This is a genomic window from Salinirubellus litoreus, from assembly GCF_037335815.1.
GTDB lineage: Archaea > Halobacteriota > Halobacteria > Halobacteriales > Haloarculaceae > Salinirubellus > Salinirubellus litoreus.
On sequence record NZ_CP147843.1, the window covers coordinates 109,341 to 131,138 of the forward strand.

Genomic DNA, 21,798 nt, shown 5'->3' on the forward strand with positions numbered 1-21,798 from the left:
CGTCCTACTCTTGTGGATTTACCGGCGCAATGTACTCATTCTTCCAAGAATCGCCTTCCCGCCACTGCCAATAGTAGTACCTATACTCTTTCTGGTCGGTCTGTTTGGTCGTCTTGACCGTGATGTACGCGCCGCTGGCAGGGACATCGTCGTAGTCTGTAGGGTCGGTCGAGACTTCCTGGTCTTCGAGTTCGGCGAGCTGTTCTTCGTCGACTTCTTCTTCGGCACGACGCCGTTCAAGCTCATCCTGGCGCTCCTGTCGCTTCCATTCGGCGAGCTCCTGTGCATATGTCGCGACTGTCTCCAACCGCTCTGGCGACTGCTTTTCGAGTGGCTCACGGAGATACTTCGGGAGATCCGGCGCCGGTGGCTTTCCCGATGACTCCTCAGACATAGTTACCCCACGTAGCGGGATACTCATTAGTTTGTGGGGTAACGTTCAGCAATTCCACGCTGCCCACTCGACTTGCGTCACTCACTGGAATCCGACTGCAGAGTCATCTTCGTGGTCCTCTGGTGACGGTCCAATCGCCTCTTGATCACCCGAGTCGGCATCCGAGATCGGGTTGAGATCGGTGTCGTCCGAGTCCGTCCCGAGGTCTTCGACCGTCGGAAAGTCCTCGAATGAGACTGCATCGGCGTCGCGTCTTGCTGCTCGGCGCTTCGCATCCGTAACCAACTCCTCGATGTCGGCGCCGCTGCAGCCGTCGGTGTAACTCGCCAGTATCGCCAGCTGGTCACTAGTGAGGTCGTGTGGCACGTCCTCCAATTTCGCCTGGAGTATTGCGTGTCTGCTCTCCTCACGAGGAAGTCCGATCTCGACGTGCGTCGCAAGTCGTCCAGGGCGGAGGATCGCGGGGTCGATATCTTCCGAGCGGTTCGTCGCCCCGATAACGATCGCCGTCCGGTCCTCGGCGGTGAGGTGGACGAGAAGTTCGCTGGTGATCTTCCGGTCCTCGGCGTGGGCTCCGCCAGCGCCGACGTCGCGCCCGCCGAAGAGGTGTTCGGCCTCATCGAGGAAGATCACACAAGGGCCGACCGACGACGCCTCCTCGAACAGCTGACGCACCCGTTGAGGACCCTCGTTGATCCACTTGCTGGTCACGTCCGCCGGTCCGAGTTCCACGAACGGGATGCCGAGTTCGCCGGCGAGTGCGCGGGCAAACAGGGTTTTCCCAGTCCCCGGAGGCCCGTGGAAGAGGATTCCTTGGGAGGGTTCGATCCCGAAGCGGTCGTAGCGATCGTCGCCGCGTGCAGTCGCTCGAACCGGCTGGAGAACTTCCTCGGCAAGTCGCTCTTTGACCTCGTAGTAGCCGCCGATATCATCGAAGCTGAGGTCCGAACGAGTCCAGTTATACTTGTACTCTAGATCGTCGGGTACTTTCGCCGGTGCTCGTGATGTTTCCGGGGAGTCCCTATCAGAGGTTTCTGACTTAGCCTCCGGAGTCACTGAAGCATCGGATACCGTTTGTCCGTCATCCATAATCTCGCGAAATTTCTCGTAATCAACAGATGGCTGGTGGTATTTTCCAGTAGCGTAGTAATAGCCGTTCTCTCCTCTGGGATCGTAGAAGGTCAGAGCGACGAACGAAGACGCGATTCCCAGTCCAAGTACCGCTTGGATTTGAGGATCATTCGGACTAATGTTGGTCAAGAAACCCAGCTGTGGTGCCGTCACAAAGGACGCAGCCAGCGTGGCTCCCTCAGCGAGGAGTAACAGTATCACGAACAGTTCGTACACCTGTGCGAACGGATACAATCCGATTCCTCCCACCGATTTCAGACCCGGGACACCGAGACCGCCTGTGATGAAGACGAACAGAAGACCGAAACCCAGGCCAACGGCAGCGGTTGGCGGCAGCTCAAGCAGAGGTGCGATTACCCACATATGAACGAACGCCAGCGTTGTCCACGCGAGCATGAAGAACAGTCGATAGATGTCCCGCTTCCGGTGCTCTCGCTCCATGACTCGGTAGGTCGCATACTCCACTATCGCGAAGAATCCGAGAAAAGCAATGACGGCGAGTGCGGTATCGAGAATACTCATCGCATCACCCGAAGGAAGGCCTCCGAATGTCCGTGAAAGCGTGAGTGTAGCGGTCGGCACGGCCGAGCCGCGCCAAGGGGTGTAGTCATGCGATCTGCGAAGTTATTACCACCGAGAACGCCGTCGACAGATTCGCTCGCGATGGTCTACGTTCGTCTCATGCCGGTCCTGAGATATAACGTCTCGCCCCGGGAGTCGGCTCAGGTGAGACAAACGGTAACTAGGCATCTCGATAGATTCACATCGTCTCGGAGGATCCACCTTCGTCGTCGTCCCACGGGGGATCTGTGGCCTGTCCAGGGCCATCACGTCGGGTCGACCAGTCGATGTCGGCATCGTCCGACGAGTCGTCCGGCTGGGGACTAGCTCCGGGGCCGATGAGGTGGTTCCCGCCGCGTTTGCCGATCTGGTACGCCGCGTATGGACTTCGCGTCATCGCGCCTGTGAAAACGATTCCGCTGGCCTTCCCTGTCTGAACACCGGCTTTTCCGACCCGCTTGCCGACTCGGCCGGTCGAGACCGCAGCTTGTCCGGGTGTCTTCGCGGCGGCTTGAGCGGTCCTGATTCGTTTCACGCTCCGGGCAGATTTCGAGGCATCCTCCCTGAGCGTGTGCGCTTCCTCCCCGAGTTGCTGGGCCCTATCGTTGATGTTCATCGTCGTCTCGCCACCTGCGGCGGTCTCGTAGGTTACATTCCCCCCGGCATCGGGAACGACTGTCGAGACCCCATCTGCGGGTTTCTCGGAGCCGGTCAGGATGCCACGGTCGGCAGCCTCGGCGATATCGACCTCGCCGTTCTGGTACGCCTCGGCTAAGAAGTCGCGGTTCGCATCCGTTTCGGCGGCAGCGTCCATCTGCTGAGAAATCGTTCGTCGGTGTGCGTCGATGCTCTCGGACCCGACTGCTTTTCGAGCGCCGGTTACTCCAGCACCCTTTGCTTTGGATCCCAATTTCTTCATCGCTGCACTAGTCTGACTCGCTGTCGTTCGGGCTGTCCGCACACCAGGAACACTTGCCGCCTTCCGCGATGCAGATCCCTTATCGATCGAGAAAGCCCCTGGCGCCGTATCCACGCTGTCTTCAGCTGGTGGCTCGCGCGTGCGGAGGGCGTCCGAGATGCTGTTCCGCATCGTCCCGCCGACGCTCGAGTTGGCGGTCCCTGCAGAGGGGTCGGTCGCCGTCCCAGCTGAGGAGCCACTGCCGCTTCCACCGGAGCTACTGCTGGAGCCACCACCTCCGCCACTTGACCCTCCGCCCCCGCTCGCACCGGCGGCAGAGGACTTCGAGGCACTACTCACAGCGCCAGACCCCGCACCGGCGCCGACGGCAACTGCCCCGACCCCCGTAGCGGCGATCGCGGCGGCAACTGTCGTGGTAAACGCGGCGTCGACGCCGAGTGGCTGGCCGGCCCAGCCGATGGTCTTCCAGATCACCACGAACAGGATGATCGGGAACATCAGCGCCAGCGCCGACGCGATGTAAAACGATGCGATAGCGTCGCCACCAGAGGCAGCGATCCCACCGGTCGCGATCACGTCGAACACCCGCATCACCAGCGCAATAATCGGTCCGACCAGCAGGCCGTAGATACCCATCCTCAGCCACGTCGCAGCGAACTTACTGACCGACTTCATCGGTCCCCAGTTGGCGTACCAGAGGACAGCAAAGAACGGTGCGCCGAGCGCCACCGTAACCACCAGGAACTGCCGGAGCGCCAGCAAGAGCGTCGCGAGGATAGTCGCGATCAACATCAGCGGAACTGCAACCAACAGAGCGATCAGTTGGACCCCCATTCCAAGGGTCGAGCCCCAGCTGCCACCGAGGTCAGCATCGAACGTCATTTTGAACGTCGCGGGGGCGAGAGCGGTCGTTACGCCGTTCGAAGCCTCGATCATGAACGCAAACAGTGGCTTCGAGATGGCGATGAAGACGATGACCGCGACGATCCGGGCGACCATCTGCCAGAGCGACGCCTCTCGATCCTCGCTGAACGGCATCACGATCAGCCCGGCCGCAATGAGGATCGGCAGCAGGGCGATCGACAACTCGAAGACGTCGTCCCAGGCGGCGACGAACTGAGCGTCGGTCAGGATGCCCGGGTTGATCGTGATCAGCGGCTTCAACCCGAAGTTGAACATCGCGTTGATCGCCCCGACCAGCAGGTTACGGATGAACTCGAAGATCGCCCGGACGATTGCGTCCGGCAGCCAGCCGAAGTCCAGCAGGTCACCCACGACGCTCACCCGCCGTCGGTCGCGACCGCCGCCTGGCGGAGACGAAACGGGAGGGAGACGGGTCGCCGGCGGGCCGGGCCCGCATCAGCTGTCCTCCCCGGAATCCGGCGGGTGGTCGTAGTCGTTGTCGTCCGGGCTATCCCCGTTATTCACATCGGAACTATCGTTCTCTAATCCCTCGATGGCGACGTTGATTCCGTCCTCGTGAGACTCTTGCATCGCCATCTCGAGATCCATGTCCCGGTTCATCACGTGCGGAAGGTCGATCAACTCGATATCCGCCGGTAGTACGTCGTCTCCCGGGGCATCCACACCGGTGATGCCCTCCGTCTCGGCCAGCCAATCCCACGGGTCGAGCGCGTCGTCGAGGACGTGGTGCTCGAACGGGCCACTTCGCACCTCCAGCCGACGCCGGCCGTGGACGCTGGTCGCGAGTAGACACTCCGAGTAGTCTGAGTCTTGCCCGCGGGCGGCTGACTGGATGAATCTGATCTCGTCGCTCGACAACCCGTAGTACTGCTGGGTCTGCTCGGAGACGGACTCGGCGTAGAACAGGCACTTCACGTCACAGTTCTCGTACACCTCCCGGCGCTCGTTCGTCCGGACGAACTCATGAGAGGTCTGGCTCATTAGCGTCAGCCCGGCCTCGTAGTGCCGGGCGTGGCGGATGTACAGGTTGATCAGATCGCGAGCGGCGGGCCGCCCTAGCAGGTAGTGGGCCTCGTCGAACGTGACGTCGACCTTGTACGGCGAGCGCTTGGCTTCGAGGTAGGCCCACGAGAGCATTGCGTGCAGAATCAGTGGCATCTCGCCGGTGTCCGCGAACGAACTCATGTCCATCACGACCAGCCGCGAGGAGAGGTCCAGATTCGTCTGGCCGTTCAGATTGTTGTTGATACCGCCCGGCTTGAACGATTCGAACTTCGGCTGGAGGTTCCGCGCGAGTTCCTGATGATGGTCGGTCGGCGTGACGATCGTATCTGAGATCGAGATACTTCCGCTGCTGTGCGGTGTCTCCCCGGCAGGCTGCTCTCCGTTGTTCCCAGTGCCGGTCACCCCGTAGGATTGGAATAGTTTGAGCTCGGCTTCGTCGATAACTTCTGCTTCCCGCGCCGCCTCGAGCCCGCCGGCAGCGATCACGTTGACACCGCGGATGAGGTCGTCGAGCGTGGGCGACTCTTGATCGTAGGTCTCGTAGTCGCCGAGGATGATCCCCCTCGAGATGTAGGCGTAATGCGCCGCCTGGATGAGCACGCCCTCCTCGCCAGCAGACATCCCGTCACGCTGGTCGAAGTGGGTGTGAAGCATCTCGATCACCGACCGGATCGTCAGCGCGTAGGTGTCGTCGCCGGTCTCCTGCTCGGCCGGCGCAGGCGGTGAGATGTCCATCGGGTTAACCGTGTAGTTCCCGCCGAAGCGGATCACCTCCCCTCCGAGGGACTGTGCGAACCGCGGGTAGTCGTCGCCGGCGGGGTCGAACAGGATGCACTGGACGTTTGGATCTGCGAGCAGCCGACGGTAGATCTCCAGCTTCCGGAAGTAGCTCTTGCCCGATCCGGTCTTCCCCGAGATCGCCATCGAGTGACCCGACAGGGCGTACCGATTCAGGATGACCGGGCGCTTGGTGTCGTCGAAGCCCAACAGTACCCCATTCGGGTCATAGATGGACGGTTCGACGAGGTTGAAAAACGTCCCAAGCGCCTCCAACTGGATCGGGTGGGTATTGTCAACGGGGTCAGTAACTACCGGCGCGACGGCGTCCATCGCGTCGAGTTGCTGGTGTTTGACCGGGCTCAGTTCGACGTCTTGCTCGGCGAGAATCGCTTCTACCCTGTCGAGCATCCCGTCTAGGTCGTCTCGGGAGTCCGCGACCAGTTCGAGGTAGATCGCGACATCGTACAGCTTGGTGGTGCCACGGATGGTCCGCTGGAGTAAGCGTTCGAGGTCTTCCCGATCGAGTTGGTCCTGATAGGTGTCGGTCCGCCCGCGTTTCTGCTTGAGCGCGAGCGAGGTGACCGCCTGCGTGTACCGCTTCTGGAGCTGGCGGCGAACGTCCTTTGGCTCGCGTGGCCGGACGTGGAAGGTGAGCCGGAGGTCGACGTCGGCGAGGGTCAACGGGACGAGCCATCCGAGGCCCACCTTCCGGGGCAGGGAGGTGACAGTCAGAATCTGCGAGACGGTGTCGTCACGGATTTGAAACTGAGGGTGGTCCTCGACGAGTCGTGGAGCAACGAGACGCTTGTCGAGTTCGCCGCGTTCTTCGAGCGTCTCCATTGCGTTCGCGAGGCCGACCTCGTCAGCCTGCAACTGGTAGGCCGCCCACTCGATGTTCTCGGTAGTGGTCTCGCGGTCGAGGAGGTGCAGGTAGTCGATGGCGTGCTGGGTCTCCTCGCCGGACAGGTCGTCGATCGGGACGGACTCGACGTCGTCGTCGGGGCTGTCGATGCCGAATGCGTGTTTGAATCGTTGGATCATGAGTGAATAGGAGTGTTCAGAGCCGGGGAGAGTGTTCGAGCGCGGTCCCGCTTCGGGCAAGGCGCCTCAGTCATCGCTCTCCTCTGGACGGGAGGTGATGTCCTCGGATGCGGCGGTTTCCTCTCGCGCTGGCGTCTCCTCTACGTGGTCGAGCGCGGCCCGACGCGAGCGAACGGCGAAGCCGACGGCCACCACGAGAACGAACAGACCAACGGCGTACACCGGCACTACGACCGCCGTCTGTCCCGTCGGGGTACTGCTCCACTGCGCTGGATACGCCGCCTCGAACAGCGCGATGGCCGCAGCAGTCACGCCGGTCCCGAGCACGGCGAGAGCCTTCGCTAACCGCCGTGACGGGAGTAGGACGACCAAGCTCAGCAGGAACGTCGGGAGACTTCCCGCGGCGAGGCCGAACGACAGTTCCCGCACCACAACCGGTGGGGCGTCAATGGGGTGGTTTTGTGCACTGCCGAGGAAGAGGCCGAGTGCGACGACTGCAAGGACGAGGCTCACGACAAACGCACCGGTCCCGAGATAGACCGACATCGGCGAGTGGTACTGTTCGCCTCGCCCGATCGGCCCGACGTTGCGGACGTACCACTGCAGGAGGCGCGATCTGTCGACAGTCTCGACGTACTCCTCCTGGACGCGTCCGTCGTACGGAAGGTCCCCGACCGTCTCGGGACGCACTTCGGGGTCAGTCTCCTCGGCGGCGGTTGCTTCCTGTCGGTCGGCGTCCTCGAAGGCGTCCTTCAGGTCAAGAGGATCGCCAGCAGCATCGGTGAGCGCGTCGTCAGCGGCTCGGACGAGCGTGCCCTGATTGAACGCAACCGGTGGCTCCCGTCCCCTGTACACACGATACAGGACGTTCATTACTGCCTCGCGGGAGTCGAGGATGCTCGCTTCGACGCGGGTCCGAGGCAACTGGGAAGCGACGCGCTGGGCGCGAGCCCACACCTCGTCCAGATAGAACTCCTCGGCGTCGACCGACCGGGACTGCGTGGGAAGTGGGAGGGCGTCACGGATCCCATCGAATCGCCTGCCACCCTCGCCGTCGTCCTCTCCCTTGTCGACCGCGACTGCAACGAAGAATCGTCGATCGCGGACGTTCGCCATCCGTAGCGTTCGATCCAGCCACTCGGCGTGGGCCAGTCGACCGTACTCGAGTACCGCCGAGCCGGCCACGGAATCGGAATTCGCTCCGGTTGCGACGCCGCCGTCGGTCGCCGATACCTCACTCAACGAGTCGTTTGTACTGGGATCGGTCGCATCGGGGTCTGCCGCATCAGAGTCCGCCACTGGCGTGGTTGTCCCGCTCGGGGTGCTCGGCGACTCCGGGCCAACGAACTGTTCGAGGTACTGCTCGCCGTCGAACTCGGTGGTCATCGTCAGGAACTGTACCGGGAACTGGAGCCCCCGAAGGAACGTCAGGAACGAGACGTAGACACCCGACCGCCGTTCCTCGGAGAGGGTGAGCCACTCGCGGGGTTCGACCTCGACGAGCATCGCGTAGGCCGTCGGAGTCTCGACGACGCCCCCGTCGCGGACGTTCTCGAAGTTCACGAGGTCGAGCGTCGAGCGGCCGCCAGTCGACATCAGCGGGCCTCCTCGCCGATATCAAGGCCGGCGGATCGGTCGGCACTTCCTCGATTGGCGGTGGCTGCAGCGTCCCCAGTATGCTTCGGGCGGTGGGTTGTAACGCCAGGGTTGGGCGGCTGGGTCAGCCAGTCGTCTTGGCGGGCCCCACTCGCGAGATCATTCTCCAGCGTGTTCGAGGGCGCCCAGACGTAGACGTTCTCCCCCGTACGGTGGCGAAAGACCGCGTGGGTGTACCGGAGTGGGCGCTGTCCGGGCGGGGTCTTCAGGAAGATAAGTACCCCGACGCCGATCCCCACGACGAACAAGGGGAAAGTGAACAGAAGCGGGAACCTTAGGATGTGGAGGATAGCGCAGGGGGCGACCGGGATCGCCATCGACTCCAGGAGGCGGCGGACCGAGAACCCGAGGAACTTCGAGTCCAGCAGGTTGCTCGCGACTGGCACCGGGTCGGGCATCTCAGTCCTCCTCCTCCTCTGAATCCAACTGCGAGCATCCGTGCTCGCTTGGGAACACAACGCCGGCCTCGAGGCGCTCGGCACCCTGGATCAGCATGCCGCGCCAGTTGACGCCGTGATGCGTCCGAATAGCTTCGAGGGCTGCGAACTGGTCGTCGTCGACTTCGATACGTGTGGAAGTCATCGGGACTCGGAGGATCGCCGCCGATCGACGTCGGCATCGGCGTTGGTGGTGTCGTTCTCGATCGGTCGCCCGGTACAGCCGGGAGAGACGTTGCGTTCCCGAGAGGACCGGGACAGCGCCCTCGTGTGGCGGCGGTCTTCCAGTCGCCTCGCGCCCAGGATGAGCATGCCCCGCCACTGGACGCCGTACTTGTCCCGGATGTGACGGAGTCGTTCGTACTCCCGGTCGCTGGCGAAGCGAATCTCGATCTCAGGCATCGGCCTTCTCCGCCCCGACTACCGGTGGGTGCCGAGTAGCATCGAGATCGTCTTTCCTCGATCTTGAGCGCAGCCGTCGGGTCAGGCCGTCGACCGGCGTCCGCCGAGGCGGTCCGCCTCGAATCAGATGGTAGGTCATCACACATCCTCTGGCCGGGCAACAGTCTTGTTAATTTCAGAAGTACGTATTCCGCAACTGTACGCGGGCCGTACCTGTGCGCAACGCGTACGTGTACGTCACTCGCAACTCTGGAGCCGCTTTGTTCCCGGTGGTCTATCCTCAGTGTAGCCGACGGTTCGGATTCCCCGTGATCCTCGATCTCGCCATCTCCGGACCGTGACACCACCATGATCCGACAACTCCTCACGTTCCTCGCTTACGTTCACCCGGCCCGGATCGCCGAAGTCACCAGCACGGTCGATCCTCCCGGGTCGATGTCTAGCATGTCCTCGATGCTTCGAACGGTCGCCGAGCAGCTGCTTCCCATCAGCGGGCCAATCGTCTTCCCCGAGTACCTCACGCGGGAGATGCTCGGGACGGTCGTAAAGAACGTCCCATCACGGGGACTCTCAGGTGGGTGGGAGACGACAGTACTCGCGAGCAGTGTCGATTTCGGGGCGCTCATCGACTTCCCGGACTGGACTGCTCAGGTGTTCATCTACGCCGGGCTCTGTCTGCTCCTGCTCGGACTGATGGCATGGCTCGGGAGTCAACGACTCCAGCGGCGGGCCTGGGGTCGACGACTCACCCTCTCTGGCGGGGGACTGTTCGTTGTCGGCTCGGCATGGAGCACGTTTCTGGATCTCCTGAGGTATGTCCTCGGCTGATCCACGGAGGCGTCCGTCGCGAGGGCAATCCCACGAGGGGCCGGCAGCTAGTCGAGGAAGGGTCCGCGTCCGGCTCCGTCGGGCCGCCGGTCGGCTCTCGTGGCTCACCACCATCGGGGTAGTTGTCCTGCTCGTCGCGAGCACGCTTACGGGAGCGGCGTTCGGTGGCGGGCTGACGATTCCTGACCCCGAACCGGGCGTCGATCGGACCTACGACGACACGTTTCGAGTGCTGGCCAGCAACGATCCCGACCCGGGCCGTGGATCGAGCACGGTTCGGCTGTACGAGTACGACAATGGGACCATTCGGGAGGTCAACCGAACGGTCGTCACCCAGCCAGTTCAGCTCTGGGAGGACAGCATCCGGCCGCGTGACGCTCTCATCATCGCCAACGAGTCGGATATGTACCAGAGCGGGGTCACCGGCTACTACACGATCCCCTACCGCGACCGCTGGTACACGCTGGAGGAGTGGAACACCAGGTGGGGGCAACGAGAGCTCCGCATCCTCCCGCTCTACGATGCCGAACCGAACCGGGCGACCGACATCGACGGCGAGTACACCGTCGAGGTGCGCAACCCGAATGGCTGGTGGGACCCCGTCTACGATGCCGAGGTCGAACTGAACGGGAGCGAACTCGAGGTGACTAACCCCGGGACTGCGATGGTCCATACCGCCGAGTACCAGACGATCGTCGACCGCAAGATCGATATCGTCGAAGGACTCCTCCGGTACTCCGAACTCGCGCCCAGCGAGGCAGCTGCCCGGAGTACCTCGGCAGTGCCTACAGACAACGGCAGAGAGGTGTTCCCGACGGTTGATGGAGCGTCGACCTCGCTCGTGTGGCGCAGCGGATCACACGATCTGGTGCGAGACGCGTACGTGGGCTTCATTGACGTCACTCCGGGTGTCTGGTACCGGAGCCGGTACGTCACCCAGAACTGGCAGGTGAACACACACGTCCCCTGGGACTACCGGGTCGACGTGCCGTCGGATCATACCGAGAGCGGTTCCTGCACCATCGGGAACAACACCTACTCACTCACACGGTGGGCGGACTACCGCTTGCTGGACTCCGAGGCGGCCGTGGTGAACGTCACGGCAGGGAATATCAGCATGCAGCAGTGGGGGCCGGGAGCATGGACGACGCTGAACTACACCTCGCCGCTGTCCGAGCCGAGACCGCTGCCCATTGGCACCCACACGATGACCGCCGAACTCCGGATCGACGTCGAACTCGAGAAGCACTACGGCGTTTCGAGCGCCCGGTGTTCTGAGTGGGACCGAATACGGACGGAGAATCGATCGGTGACGCTCACCCGGTCGGTCCCGATCGAGACGGTCAACAGCGACGACCTCTCTGTCGATGTCCACGTCTACGACCGGCCCGGTGACGACGTCGTCTCGGTCGAGTGGACTGGCCGGCAGGGGCTGGCCGCCGGCGCCGCCGGCTGGGAGTACGTCGAGGTCCAGGTCGGCGAGAAGACGGTGTACGTGACCGCCCCGTGGCGGTTCTTTTCGGTCTCACGAAACACTGCCGTCGAAGAACGAAGCGAGAGCGGGACATCGGAAGTCGCCGCATCACACTCTTACAATGGGCGGTACCCGGCGATGCTGCGGTACCGGATGAGTCCCGCGAACGTGAGTGTCCTCGCCGACCAGCCTGCAGACCGTCGTATCTGGTGGGAGACGACCCGAGTCGTGGAGAACGGGTCGGTCGCGGCAACGCCGCTCCCCGCCACGATCGTCGCGACGGAGAACACCAACCCCACTCCGCTGTACGACCAGTACACGGGGGTGCTAAAGAGTACGGGCGACGTGACCGGAGAATCGGTTTCCGCCAGTTCCGTTGATGTCTGGGGAATGCCGATTACGACGGACCAGCAGGTCACGCGTTACGAAGAGCCAGAGCTGGATGTAGTGATCGACGACGCGGCAGGGACTGCCGAAATCGTCCTCAGCGACACGGACGGTAATCCGGTCGGGGGACGAGAGATCTACGTCGACGGGGCAACGGTCCCGGTAGTGGTCACGAACGCGAGCGGCGCCGCGACAGTCGACATCAACAGCCCGATTGTCCAGGCGCGATTCACTGGCGACGACTGGTGGGAGTCACACTCGACCTATTACTTGCGGACACAGGCAGTGAGCGTTTCGAGCGCTTCGGTGGTCGTTGACGCGATTGAGGTCGTCGGCTATCTGAGTGATGCAGTTTCGAACGTGATGATCTTCGTCGAGTGGTTGGTGCTCGGGATCTTCGCGCTGTTCTGGATGCGATACATGCGGCGCCGTCCGGCGTAACTCACTGATTTTTTAACCGTCGATCAGAGGTTTGGTGATCTACAAGCCGGAACATTCGTATTCCGTTAACACTGCCAGTAATATTTTTGAGCAGTGATAATCAAACGGGTTCGCTGAACTTGCCAAATTCGGCTGCTTGAACGTGACTAGTCAGAGTTGGTACTCGAACGATCTGGCGCTCTCGGCGTTAACCGAACACCAATGCAAGCCGGAAAAGGGCTCATTATCTGACAGAAACAGCATGCAAGAATAAGGGGTAGATCCAGTACGGCTTCTAAGACCTAACACCTATTAAGAGTCTCAACGCCAGAATTCTCTATTCAAGCGTGTCCCACACTATCTTCCGGATAATTATAATGGCTCTTACCGAACTCAGTGAAACAGCGGTATCTATCTATGTGTTGTCAGATGTGTCATTTAATTGAACGCAGGTGCTAAGTTCCCTTCCTCAAGGAGCAACGCAGGCCGAAGTCCGAGTAGCACAGTAGGGAGGCGATTCAAAACTACGACACTTACCGGAGGCGCCTGCCGCGGAGTGGCCCGTACTCCTCCAAAAGCACCGGCCACAGGGGGAACACCCTCCAAGAAGTTCCTAAGTGACACAAGCTACTTCATTCAGACGAGAGCGAGTCTGTCACTCATCCGCGCAGACGCTCCTTTCCGGGTGCCATAATCATACAGCATATGAAAGTACACACTTGCTTGATATAGCCTTTGGGTCGAAGCCGATATTCTTGAGGCCATTCACCCCCAAGTATTGAGCGGCCTCGGTGAATACACCCCGTAGTCGTATTATAAATCAGTACAATACGGTTGATTCAGGCCGTTTCAACCAAGATCTGTCTAACAGACGTAACAAGCGAATCGATAGCGTATCGCCGCTCAGGATCAACATACATCACTCAGATAATAACTATTTATATATTTAATAGAATTACTATATATAATCTAATTGATATTTAACGCAGATATGGTCAAATGAACTCCGGCCGCTACCCGAGTGGATTCAGGATGCCTACGAGATTTTAATTTCTGGAACTGCTGATCACACGGAGGGGTTCTCCCATGACCGAGCCCACGACCTCTTACTTGCGCACGAGGCACTCCCGAGCGAGGCTGGCGACGCCAAGTATGCCATCGAACGCCTGCTCAATTCCGGCTGGCTGTACGAAGTTGATGGCGAACTCCGAATCACCGATGCAGAGGCATAACGAGCCCACATCTGCTCAGTTCCTATTGTCGTTTCTCTTTCCCGAGATGGGTGCGGAACCATTACACTCTGGATGGTGTACTGTTCCAATTCAGCAATCATCTCTCTGTGTCCCGCGACCGCGGATCGAGAGCGACTCCGCCCGGGGCGGACTGCTTCCGCCTTACCGACCGGCCTGCTCCCTTCGTCGTAGACGGTATCTGAATATGCTTATGTACCACATTTCACCCACGATCAGGGAGTATACGGGCACTTGATCCCGACGTACGCACTGCGCACGTTCTGAGTCTTTTTCATCGAGAGGAGCAAGGCCACAAACAGGATCTGTCCACATGCCAACCGTCGCTACGATCGTGGATACAGCATTTAGACTGTTCGTCGTCGCCGAGTTGACGGCGAAGTACGTCGCACTCTGTACGCTCGTCGTCGGGCTGATGGGCTACTGGACGGCGGGGTCGAACGTCCATCGGTCGCTCCGCTATCGGGGGATGATCGTCGGGGCGTGTGCGGCACTCGTGGCGATCTTCGGTCTTGCCGCGTTCTACGACCTCGTCGCGTACGTCATGGCCGGGTCAGAGTTCCTCCCACCGGGCTGGCCGTATGGAGCCGGCGGCGCCAGCGAGCTGCTCCCGATCGCACAGGCCGCCTCTGGGATGCTCTCGTTTCTGGGGCTGGCCTGCTTCTCACTCGGGGCGGCGCTGTGGGCCGCAGGCGGACCGTACGGACAGGCAAGAACTCGTGGATACCACGGCATCACCTACGGTCTGGTGATGATCGGCGTCTCGATGGGGGGGACGCTCTTCACCGTCTTCGCAAGTGTGTTCACTTCGTTGTAGAGCCGTCGGAGACCCCCTAGCTGCAACAGAACAAGCGGAACCGCGAATGAGACTCGCGCTATTAGCCAACATTACAGAAGAGGAACCGAATGAGGCGCGTGTGAACAGTTGAGTAAGATGTGGGGGTTGGCTGGTGACCGGTCCTCGGGAGTTGTGACCGAGAGGCTCTAGTCGTCGTGATCGACGACTGCCTCGGTCCGGACCGACGGTTCGAAGTCATCTCGCTCAGCCGTCTCGTCACAGATCCGGGGGACGACGTTCCAGATGACGCTGTAGTTCTGGTGGATCTCGTCGGTTGTCGGAAATTCCAGCCAGTCAAGCAGTTCGTTCACCGCTTCGTCGTATGACTGATCCTGTAGGAGATTCCGATTGCTGTACGCGAGCAGGCGATCGCGGGTCCGTTCGCTGACAGGAATCGACTTCCTGCTCATGATTGGGACGACCTCCTCCTGGGGGCGGGGTCGTTGGATGGAGTCTTGGATTCCATTTGGCGTCACTATCCGTGTTAACTACCAGTCGGGTACCGCAACTACGAATCGAATATATGCTAGTGTCTAGCACTCTTAACTCTTACTCTAAACCCCACAGAAACCGCATTTTGACCGGAGCAGACCGGCAATGTGCGCGATGCGTACGGGTACGCACCGCGCAAGTTTGCGCAGTGCGCATACTTGAAACTAAAATTATGCCCGCCCGACAACGTCGGTCGTGCAATGAACCTCAAGCACGCCGCCGAACGACTGCCGAACCGCCTCGCACGCCTCAAGTCGGCTGTGAGCTTCGAGACTGTCTTCATCACCGCCTTTGTTACCCTCGTGTTCTTTACCGGCGGCGCCGCTGCACAGGCGCCCACCGGCGGAACGGGCGGGGCGACGACCGGTTGGGAGACGATCCTCGACAACCTGTACAACGTCCTCTACATCACACTCCAGTACGTCGGGCTGACCGTCCTGGTGCTGGGGTTCATCGTCTGGCTCACCGCACGGAATAACTCCCAGCGCTCCGAAACCGGCATGAAGCTCACGATGGGCGGGGGTGCGATGGTGGTCGCCTACTTCGGGCTGGGCGCACTCGTCTCCCTGCTCGAGTTCATCGCCGGGTGATACCCCGTTCCCGGGGCAGCACAGCCGCCCGACTACCTCACCATTCACCTCATTCATGAGCCCATGACGCCACCAGCGCCGCATTTCGACGACCGACCACAAGACGAACAGCTCAACTCCCCCCGGGAGACATCGACGGAGGCCCGACGGTGAGTGATCAGAACCGGTCGGACCATCATGGCCGTGTACCGAGCGTCAGCGACGACGAAATCCGCACGGCTGTCGCCGCCCGCCTGCAGAGAACCGACGCGGGTCCCGGTACCACTGGGGACGAGGAAGGCCAGCCTTCCCCGGGGAGCGCGACCGGGGTCGGTCAAGAGACGTCCGACGCCAATTTCTCGACGGAGACAGGGCTGGGTGGTGACGATCCCGGTGGAAGCGAGTCAAAAGATTCCCCGGGCGAAGCAGAGCCGGACGACACGACGCGGCCATTCATCAAGATCACGCCGGCCCGTGAGCAGGTCACACCCGGTCACGTGGTTAAGGCGCTGTACGGACTCTACCGAACCGGCAGCGGCCGGCAGATGCCATTCGGCCTCGAACAACGACTCTCATTCGTCAGCACCCACCTCACCTTCGAATTCCTGATCCACAAACCGCGGGCCACCCAGCAGTTCGATTTCTACCTCGGGGTTCGCCCGTACGAGCGGGAGGCCTTCGAGACGCTGGCGGCGAACGTCCGGGCGATGTACCCCGAGTCGTTCCGCTTCGAGATCGTCCCGTTCTCCGTGGCTGAGGTGTTCGAGCCGTCCAAGTCGGGTGAGACGGCACAGCTCGACGCGTTCGAGGGGATCAATGAACTCGGCCAGCTGAAGGGCTTCGAGCCGTTGGACATCGACGCAGACCACTTACTCACGGAAGCGGGAGCGAGCGACTCAGAGGAGCAAGAGCCACCTGAACTGGTCCGGTGGCACGGCGTCGAAACAAAAAACAACGACTGGATGACCCTGCTCTCGCGGTTCAGTGAGCTGGCGCTGGACGCCGACGATGGCTATCGCTCGCCGCTGAGTGTTCTCCTCGAGCAGGCGCTCGCGACCGACGAGCCGTTCGTCTATCAGGTGGTGTTCAGGCCAAAGCACGACTGGACGAAGGATGCCGAACGCCACAAGCGCAACCTCAAGATGGGAACTACAGGGATGTGGAGCGCATTCAAGCAGGAGGCCGCAGCGACTTTGCTCGGGACATCAGAAGAAGAGCGACGCCAGCGTCACCGACCAGATACGCCCGAGCAAATTGGCGGGACCATCAGCGGGCCGGACGCCAGCGGGCAGTCCACCCAGCACAGTCGGATGGGCCAAGTCGACCTCAAACAGCCGGCCGTGACGTTCGATGTCTCCATCCGGGCCGCCGGCGATACGACCGCCATCGGCGGGATCGCGGGAGCCTTCACCGCCCTCAGCGGGCCCTACTACGGGATCGAGGGAAGTGTCCAGGTGATGACGGCCGGGAGTATCGACAACTCACTGAAGCTGGACTCGGCCAGATCGGATTCCGGGAGCGCTTCGGTGACGACACGTCAGTTATCGTTGCCAGTCCAGACGAGCTCGCGAACTTCGTCACGGTCCCGAGTACAGGAGCACTCCCCAAGCCGAGTCGGGGAGCCTCTGGCGGGACGCCTGACGTCCGGTCACCCTTGACCGCGACCAACGAGGAACTCCTCCGAACTTTCGACACCGGAATGTGCATCGGCGAGGCCGAGACAGCCGCGCTTTCACGCCCGAATATCCCGGTCCACCTCACCGCCGAGCAGCTCACCCACCACGTCCTCCGGGCATCGACGACGGGCAGTGGGAAGACGACCGCAATGGTCAACGACGCCCTGACTGCATACGAGGAACTCGACGGCCCAACCGTTATTTTCGGCAAGAAGGGCGGCAGCATGGCGACCGAGTACAAACGGGCACACTTCCACCGGTTCGGCAACCTCGACGATATCGTTCACCTGCCAGTGCCGGGCCCGAACGGCGAACTGCCGGCGTTCCCGTTCTTCGACATCCGGCCACAACTCTCCGCCGGTATCTCGCGGGAGGCGGCCGTCCAAGAGAAAGTCGACCGGTACAACGAACTGCTCGCGTACGTCCTCGGTGAGGAACAGCACAATCAGGCGTTCGTCGCTCAAGAGATCCTCTCGAACCTGATCGTCGCGTTGTTCGACCCTATCCACGGTGAGGACGCGTACGCGATCAGCGACCTGCTGTCGGCGGCCACCCAGATGCAAGAGGCCGTGCCCGAGATGCAGCGAGCACAGAGGACAGGCGAAAAAATACAGGCCGATGAGTACCTCCCAGAGGTCGTAGATACCGATCTTAAGATAGCGCTGGAGAGACACTTTAGTGCGGAGCCACGCCGATTTGCGACCTCTATCGACGCGGTACTGAACCGAATTACCAAGCTTCGCGAACGGGATTTCGTCTGGCGGATGCTCAACTTCGTCCCCGAGTGGGATGAGAACGCAGAGACCTATGCTGACGACCAGATGCTGTTCGACCTAGACGCGCTGCTCGACTCGAGGAAGGTGGTGCTTATCGATACGGGCGATCTCCGGCCAGCGTCGAGCAATCTGTTCACGGTGTTAGTGCTGGATTACCTGTGGTCGTGGGTCCGGCTGCGCAAGCGCTGGGACCGGGACGTCCCCGGGCCTGCGGACGGCTACTGTGTGAACCTGATCATCGACGAGGCGGCACCAGTCCTGAAAGCGAGTCTGGTCCGCAACGAGATGATCCCCGACGCACGGGAGTTCGCGCTCGCCTTCGAGGTGATCGTCCACTTCCCCGAGCAGGTGAAACGCGACGCGCTGGACACGCGAGCGTACAAGGAAATCCTCCGGAACATCAACACCAAACTCATCGGAAAGCTCGCCATCGACGACGAACTCGCGACAACGCTGTTTCACGAGGACCTCGACGCCGAGGGACTGGCCAACCGGATCGCCTCGCTTCCCCGTGGAGAGTGGCTCGCACAACTCCCCGACACGGGATTCATGACCGACACGCCCGAGCTGGTGACACTGAAACCGCTCCCGATACCGCCGGGGCACAGCGATAGCGACGACCCCGTCGACGCCGGGACGCACCGTCCGGACTCCGGCGATCCAAGGAGTCCGGGACAGACGTTTCAGGAAGCTGATCACCTCCAGTGGTCGCGCACCCGTTTCACCTACTGTCTGTTGCCGGGGGTGAACTGTCCGCCCGACGCCGCACAGCGCACCGCCCGGTGGGGAGCCGGCGTCACGAACACCGGAGGCGGAGACGATGACGCGTCTACAACGGTCGAACACGCTGAGACGGAGTCAGATATCGACCCATCCAACAGGGTAGACGAAGATACCGACGGCGAGTCCTCGTCTGAACAGAGCGGAACACAGGGCCCGGAGACAGATGCCCGGGGACCATCCCAGTCCGGTGGAGCATCGAACCGATATGGCACCGTTCTGGGAACCGGCACGACATCCTCAACGAACGGCACGGATAGACCCGCTGACAACACGTCTGACCGGAACAGCGGTAAAGCCCGGTCAGGACGAGACTCGTCTGGCAGGGACTCCGCAGAATCAAACGACGACGCCTCACCCCCGGATGCCAGCCGGAACTCGTCAGGGGACGACCTAACCGAGCACGAGCGTCGGTTCCTCCGGAACGTGATCGCGGCGCTCAACGGCGAACTCGACGCCTACGAGCTCACCGAGTCGATGACGATCATCCGGAACCGCTCAGGAAGTAATATCGACGAGGACAAATTGGTCGAGCAGGGCTACCTTGAGAACCCCCACGTCGGGACGCGGAAGTACTACTACGTCACCGAGAAGGGCCAGCACGCGGTCGACCGGAAGCTGTACACCGGTCGTGATTACGGTGATCTCCACGAGAAGGTCCACCACAAGGTGTTCACCGAATGTTTCGCCCGGTATCTCGCGCAAACAGAGAGCCAACATGTCGAGAAGTATTACGAACCGATGGGCGGCGGAATGGTGTTCGATGTGGCTGGATTCATCGACCTTCCGGGGGGCCAGCGAAACCTCACAGCAATCGGGGAGGTCATCACGACGGTCAAACCTGAACGGGTTGTCAAGCACTACGACGACTTCGCGCAGTACGACGGTGTCACCAAGCACTGGGTCGTGAAGGATATCGACGTGACCCACGACCTCGTCCGGGCACTCCACGATGCTGGACGGGTGGAAACGGTGCCGCCGAAATCACTCCAGAATCATACACGTATCGCCGAGACGGTCTTCGGGGAGCATGGCGAGTGGCAGATTCACAGCGGAAGCGATATCGTCGAAGCTGTGCGGGCGTTCACCGCCGAATCGGAGGATGGAGCGATTGACTAGTTGCGGCGCCCTGAACGCGCTCAATAGCGTTGGTAGAGCGATCTGGAGCGCTGCTGGACTAGTTCCGCAAAAGACTGGCTTAGGGAGGGTATTGGGTACGCGATCAACCCCATCTCATTCCCGCTGCCGTCGGACGCTTTGGACTAGTCCATCGATGGGATCAACGCTCAACGCGTGGGCGGTTGGGCACCAGCCGTTTCGCGAGCGCGGCAACGGGGCGGAGAGACAGTTCCCAACCACCCCTACACAGCCATGTCATTGAATACTATCACCGAAGGTGCGATTCCTGATACGATCCGTACAGTCGAGCAGTGGATTTGCTGGCGCGAGGACGAGCGCGACGGCAAGCCAACGAAGGTTCCGATCAAACCGTACCGGACCAGCGGAACCCCGTTCGCGAGTGCGACGGACCCGGGGACGTGGCGGGACTTTGAGACCGCGCTGACGTATCATCGGGAACGTAATTCCCGTACCGATGGGGTCGGGTTCGTGTTCGACCCCGAGGCGGGAGTCGTCGGGGTCGACTTGGATAACTGTCGCGACGCCGACAGCGAGGAACTGGAGTCGTGGGCCACCGAGATCATCGACCGCCTCGATTCGTACACCGAGATCTCACCCTCAGGGACAGGTATCCACGTCCTCGTTGAAGGCGAACTCCCTGCAGGGCGGAATCGTCGTGGTGACGTCGAGATGTACGACCGGGACCGGTTTTTTACCGTGACTGGTGCGCACCTCCCCGGGACTCCCGCAGACGTCGCTCGCCGGCAGGACGCCCTCCTCGCTGTCCATTACGAGTTCGTCCAGACCGCTGGTGAGGACGAGGCGACCATGCTGACCGAGACAACGGCCCACGCGCCATCGAACGGCGCCGCGGGGGTTGGAGACGACGACACACCGACCCAACCGGTTGGCCCGAACTCGGGGCTGCGTCGGAAGTTCGGTCAGGACGCGCCAGCGGTGGACGACCCGGCCCTTGAGGCGGCGTTGCACGGGCTGACACCGGACGAAATCCCCGACCCTGTGCCCCGAACCATCGGCGAGGTCGCGGGGGCGGGTGTGGACCTACCGGATGCGGAGGTGCTCAGGCGGGCGACGGCCTCGAAGAGCGGGGAAACCATCCAGGCGCTTCTCGACGGCGACAGCTCGCTGTGGAGCGGGCAGGACAGCCGCTACCCGTCGCAATCGGAGGCCGACATGGGGCTGTGCTTCTTTCTGGGCTTCTGGACGGGCGGCGATCCCGAGCGGATAGACGAGCTGTTCCGGGCATCGGGGCTCTACCGGGAGAAATGGGACCGACGCCACTACGGCAACGGGGCGACCTACGGCGCCGTCTGCATCGCCCGGACGCTCTTAAAACTCGATGACTATTACAGCCCGCCGGCGAGCGACTCGTCGAAAGACGATAGCGACGGATGGCAGACATCGGGGGACTCAGCCGAAGGAGCCGACCCCTCCCCACCCATCCACGGAGCAGACCGGGGTCGTTCCACGAGGCGGTCGACGGGCGGTTCAGCGCCGTCGATCGACATGGGAGCAGTCGAGGACGCCCAGCGACTGGCGACCAGGGTGAAGCGCCAACAGGAGCAGCTTGACGCCTACGAGGAGCGGATCGCGGATCTCGAAACCCGGCTTCGATGGTACCGTATCGCGCTCGATCTCCAGTCCGGCGAGCCGCCTGTCCCTGGCGAGGACCCGCCTGAGAAGGAAGTCGCCACGCACGATAGCAACCCTCGGGGCGAGCCCGCCGCACCACCAGAGGGAGATCTCGATATCGGGGAGCAACGTACCGGTAACCGAGACGTTGCCAAGACCACAGAACAGGCACCGGGGCCACCCGAGTCGGATCACGAGGTGGAGGACTCGCTACCTGACGACAATGGGTCACGGCTGAGGCGGTGGCTCCGGCGCCGGTGGTCGTGACGAGCACGGAGCATCTCCA

At 61.7% G+C, this 21,798-nt stretch carries 16 protein-coding genes; 7 read left to right on the top strand and 9 right to left on the bottom strand.

Annotation, left to right across the window (positions count from 1 at the left end):
• Positions 1 to 4: 4 nt before the first annotated feature.
• The 8 genes from WDJ58_RS26050 to WDJ58_RS26085 form a co-directional block, all read right to left on the bottom strand.
• Entirely contained in the window at positions 5 to 394 is a 390-nt protein-coding gene (locus WDJ58_RS26050) for a hypothetical protein (RefSeq protein WP_338918477.1), read from the bottom strand.
• A gap of 81 nt (positions 395 to 475) precedes the next feature.
• Complete coding sequence (locus tag WDJ58_RS26055; protein WP_338918478.1) at positions 476 to 2,047, bottom strand: ATP-binding protein; 1,572 nt, start codon at positions 2,045 to 2,047, stop codon at positions 476 to 478.
• 238 nt (positions 2,048 to 2,285) lie between these two features.
• Positions 2,286 to 4,280 (bottom strand): hypothetical protein, encoded by a 1,995-nt coding sequence (locus WDJ58_RS26060; RefSeq protein WP_338918479.1) that lies wholly within the window; start codon positions 4,278 to 4,280, stop codon positions 2,286 to 2,288.
• 84 nt (positions 4,281 to 4,364) lie between these two features.
• A complete protein-coding gene (locus WDJ58_RS26065; protein ID WP_338918480.1) occupies positions 4,365 to 6,755 on the bottom strand; it encodes a VirB4 family type IV secretion system protein in 2,391 nt (796 codons plus the stop codon).
• 66 nt (positions 6,756 to 6,821) lie between these two features.
• Positions 6,822 to 8,261 carry a DUF7139 domain-containing protein gene (locus WDJ58_RS26070; RefSeq protein WP_338918481.1) on the bottom strand — a complete coding sequence of 480 codons (1,440 nt, stop codon included), beginning with the start codon at positions 8,259 to 8,261 and terminating at the stop codon, positions 6,822 to 6,824.
• Positions 8,262 to 8,350: 89 nt separating this feature from the next.
• Complete coding sequence (locus tag WDJ58_RS26075) at positions 8,351 to 8,809, bottom strand: hypothetical protein (RefSeq protein ID WP_338918482.1); 459 nt, start codon at positions 8,807 to 8,809, stop codon at positions 8,351 to 8,353.
• A 1-nt stretch (position 8,810) separates the two neighbouring features.
• Positions 8,811 to 8,993, bottom strand: a complete 183-nt coding sequence (locus tag WDJ58_RS26080; protein ID WP_338918483.1) for a hypothetical protein — start codon at positions 8,991 to 8,993, stop codon at positions 8,811 to 8,813.
• Entirely contained in the window at positions 8,990 to 9,250 is a 261-nt protein-coding gene (locus WDJ58_RS26085) for a hypothetical protein (RefSeq protein ID WP_338918484.1), read from the bottom strand. Before WDJ58_RS26085 ends, WDJ58_RS26080 begins: the two co-directional genes overlap by 4 nt.
• Positions 9,251 to 9,598: 348 nt before the next feature.
• Between WDJ58_RS26085 and WDJ58_RS26090 the strand changes: the two genes are divergently transcribed.
• The 3 genes from WDJ58_RS26090 (at position 9,599) to WDJ58_RS26100 (ending at position 14,426) form a co-directional block, all read left to right on the top strand.
• Positions 9,599 to 10,078 (top strand): hypothetical protein, encoded by a 480-nt coding sequence (locus WDJ58_RS26090; RefSeq protein ID WP_338918485.1) that lies wholly within the window; start codon positions 9,599 to 9,601, stop codon positions 10,076 to 10,078.
• A 229-nt stretch (positions 10,079 to 10,307) separates the two neighbouring features.
• Positions 10,308 to 12,380, top strand: coding sequence for a hypothetical protein (locus WDJ58_RS26095; protein WP_338918486.1), 2,073 nt, complete (start codon positions 10,308 to 10,310; stop codon positions 12,378 to 12,380).
• 1,563 nt (positions 12,381 to 13,943) lie between these two features.
• Positions 13,944 to 14,426, top strand: coding sequence for a hypothetical protein (locus WDJ58_RS26100; protein ID WP_338918413.1), 483 nt, complete (start codon positions 13,944 to 13,946; stop codon positions 14,424 to 14,426).
• A 167-nt stretch (positions 14,427 to 14,593) separates the two neighbouring features.
• Here WDJ58_RS26100 and WDJ58_RS26105 read toward each other — a convergent pair whose 3' ends face one another.
• Positions 14,594 to 14,857 (bottom strand): hypothetical protein, encoded by a 264-nt coding sequence (locus WDJ58_RS26105; protein ID WP_338918414.1) that lies wholly within the window; start codon positions 14,855 to 14,857, stop codon positions 14,594 to 14,596.
• A 282-nt stretch (positions 14,858 to 15,139) separates the two neighbouring features.
• On the opposite strand from WDJ58_RS26105, the gene WDJ58_RS26110 reads away from it, so the two are divergent.
• From WDJ58_RS26110 to WDJ58_RS26125, 4 genes are all read left to right on the top strand, one after another.
• Positions 15,140 to 15,529: a hypothetical protein gene (locus tag WDJ58_RS26110; protein ID WP_338918415.1), complete on the top strand. Its 390-nt coding sequence runs from the start codon at positions 15,140 to 15,142 to the stop codon at positions 15,527 to 15,529.
• A gap of 149 nt (positions 15,530 to 15,678) precedes the next feature.
• Positions 15,679 to 17,166, top strand: coding sequence for a hypothetical protein (locus WDJ58_RS26115; protein WP_338918487.1), 1,488 nt, complete (start codon positions 15,679 to 15,681; stop codon positions 17,164 to 17,166).
• A complete protein-coding gene (locus WDJ58_RS26120; RefSeq protein ID WP_338918488.1) occupies positions 17,163 to 19,859 on the top strand; it encodes a hypothetical protein in 2,697 nt (898 codons plus the stop codon). Before WDJ58_RS26115 ends, WDJ58_RS26120 begins: the two co-directional genes overlap by 4 nt.
• Positions 19,860 to 20,348: 489 nt before the next feature.
• Positions 20,349 to 21,779, top strand: a complete 1,431-nt coding sequence (locus WDJ58_RS26125; protein WP_338918418.1) for a hypothetical protein — start codon at positions 20,349 to 20,351, stop codon at positions 21,777 to 21,779.
• Positions 21,780 to 21,798 lie beyond the last annotated feature (19 nt).

Coding starts and splice junctions, on each gene's coding strand:
- WDJ58_RS26050 (WP_338918477.1), bottom strand. CDS start 394: ATGTCTGAGGAGTCATCGGGAAAGCCACCGGCGCCGGATCTCCCGAAG.
- WDJ58_RS26055 (WP_338918478.1), bottom strand. CDS start 2,047: ATGAGTATTCTCGATACCGCACTCGCCGTCATTGCTTTTCTCGGATTC.
- WDJ58_RS26075 (WP_338918482.1), bottom strand. CDS start 8,809: ATGCCCGACCCGGTGCCAGTCGCGAGCAACCTGCTGGACTCGAAGTTC.
- WDJ58_RS26105 (WP_338918414.1), bottom strand. CDS start 14,857: ATGAGCAGGAAGTCGATTCCTGTCAGCGAACGGACCCGCGATCGCCTG.
- WDJ58_RS26085 (WP_338918484.1), bottom strand. CDS start 9,250: ATGCCTGAGATCGAGATTCGCTTCGCCAGCGACCGGGAGTACGAACGA.
- WDJ58_RS26080 (WP_338918483.1), bottom strand. CDS start 8,993: ATGACTTCCACACGTATCGAAGTCGACGACGACCAGTTCGCAGCCCTC.
- WDJ58_RS26090 (WP_338918485.1), top strand. CDS start 9,599: ATGATCCGACAACTCCTCACGTTCCTCGCTTACGTTCACCCGGCCCGG.
- WDJ58_RS26070 (WP_338918481.1), bottom strand. CDS start 8,261: ATGCTCGTCGAGGTCGAACCCCGCGAGTGGCTCACCCTCTCCGAGGAA.
- WDJ58_RS26065 (WP_338918480.1), bottom strand. CDS start 6,755: ATGATCCAACGATTCAAACACGCATTCGGCATCGACAGCCCCGACGAC.
- WDJ58_RS26110 (WP_338918415.1), top strand. CDS start 15,140: ATGAACCTCAAGCACGCCGCCGAACGACTGCCGAACCGCCTCGCACGC.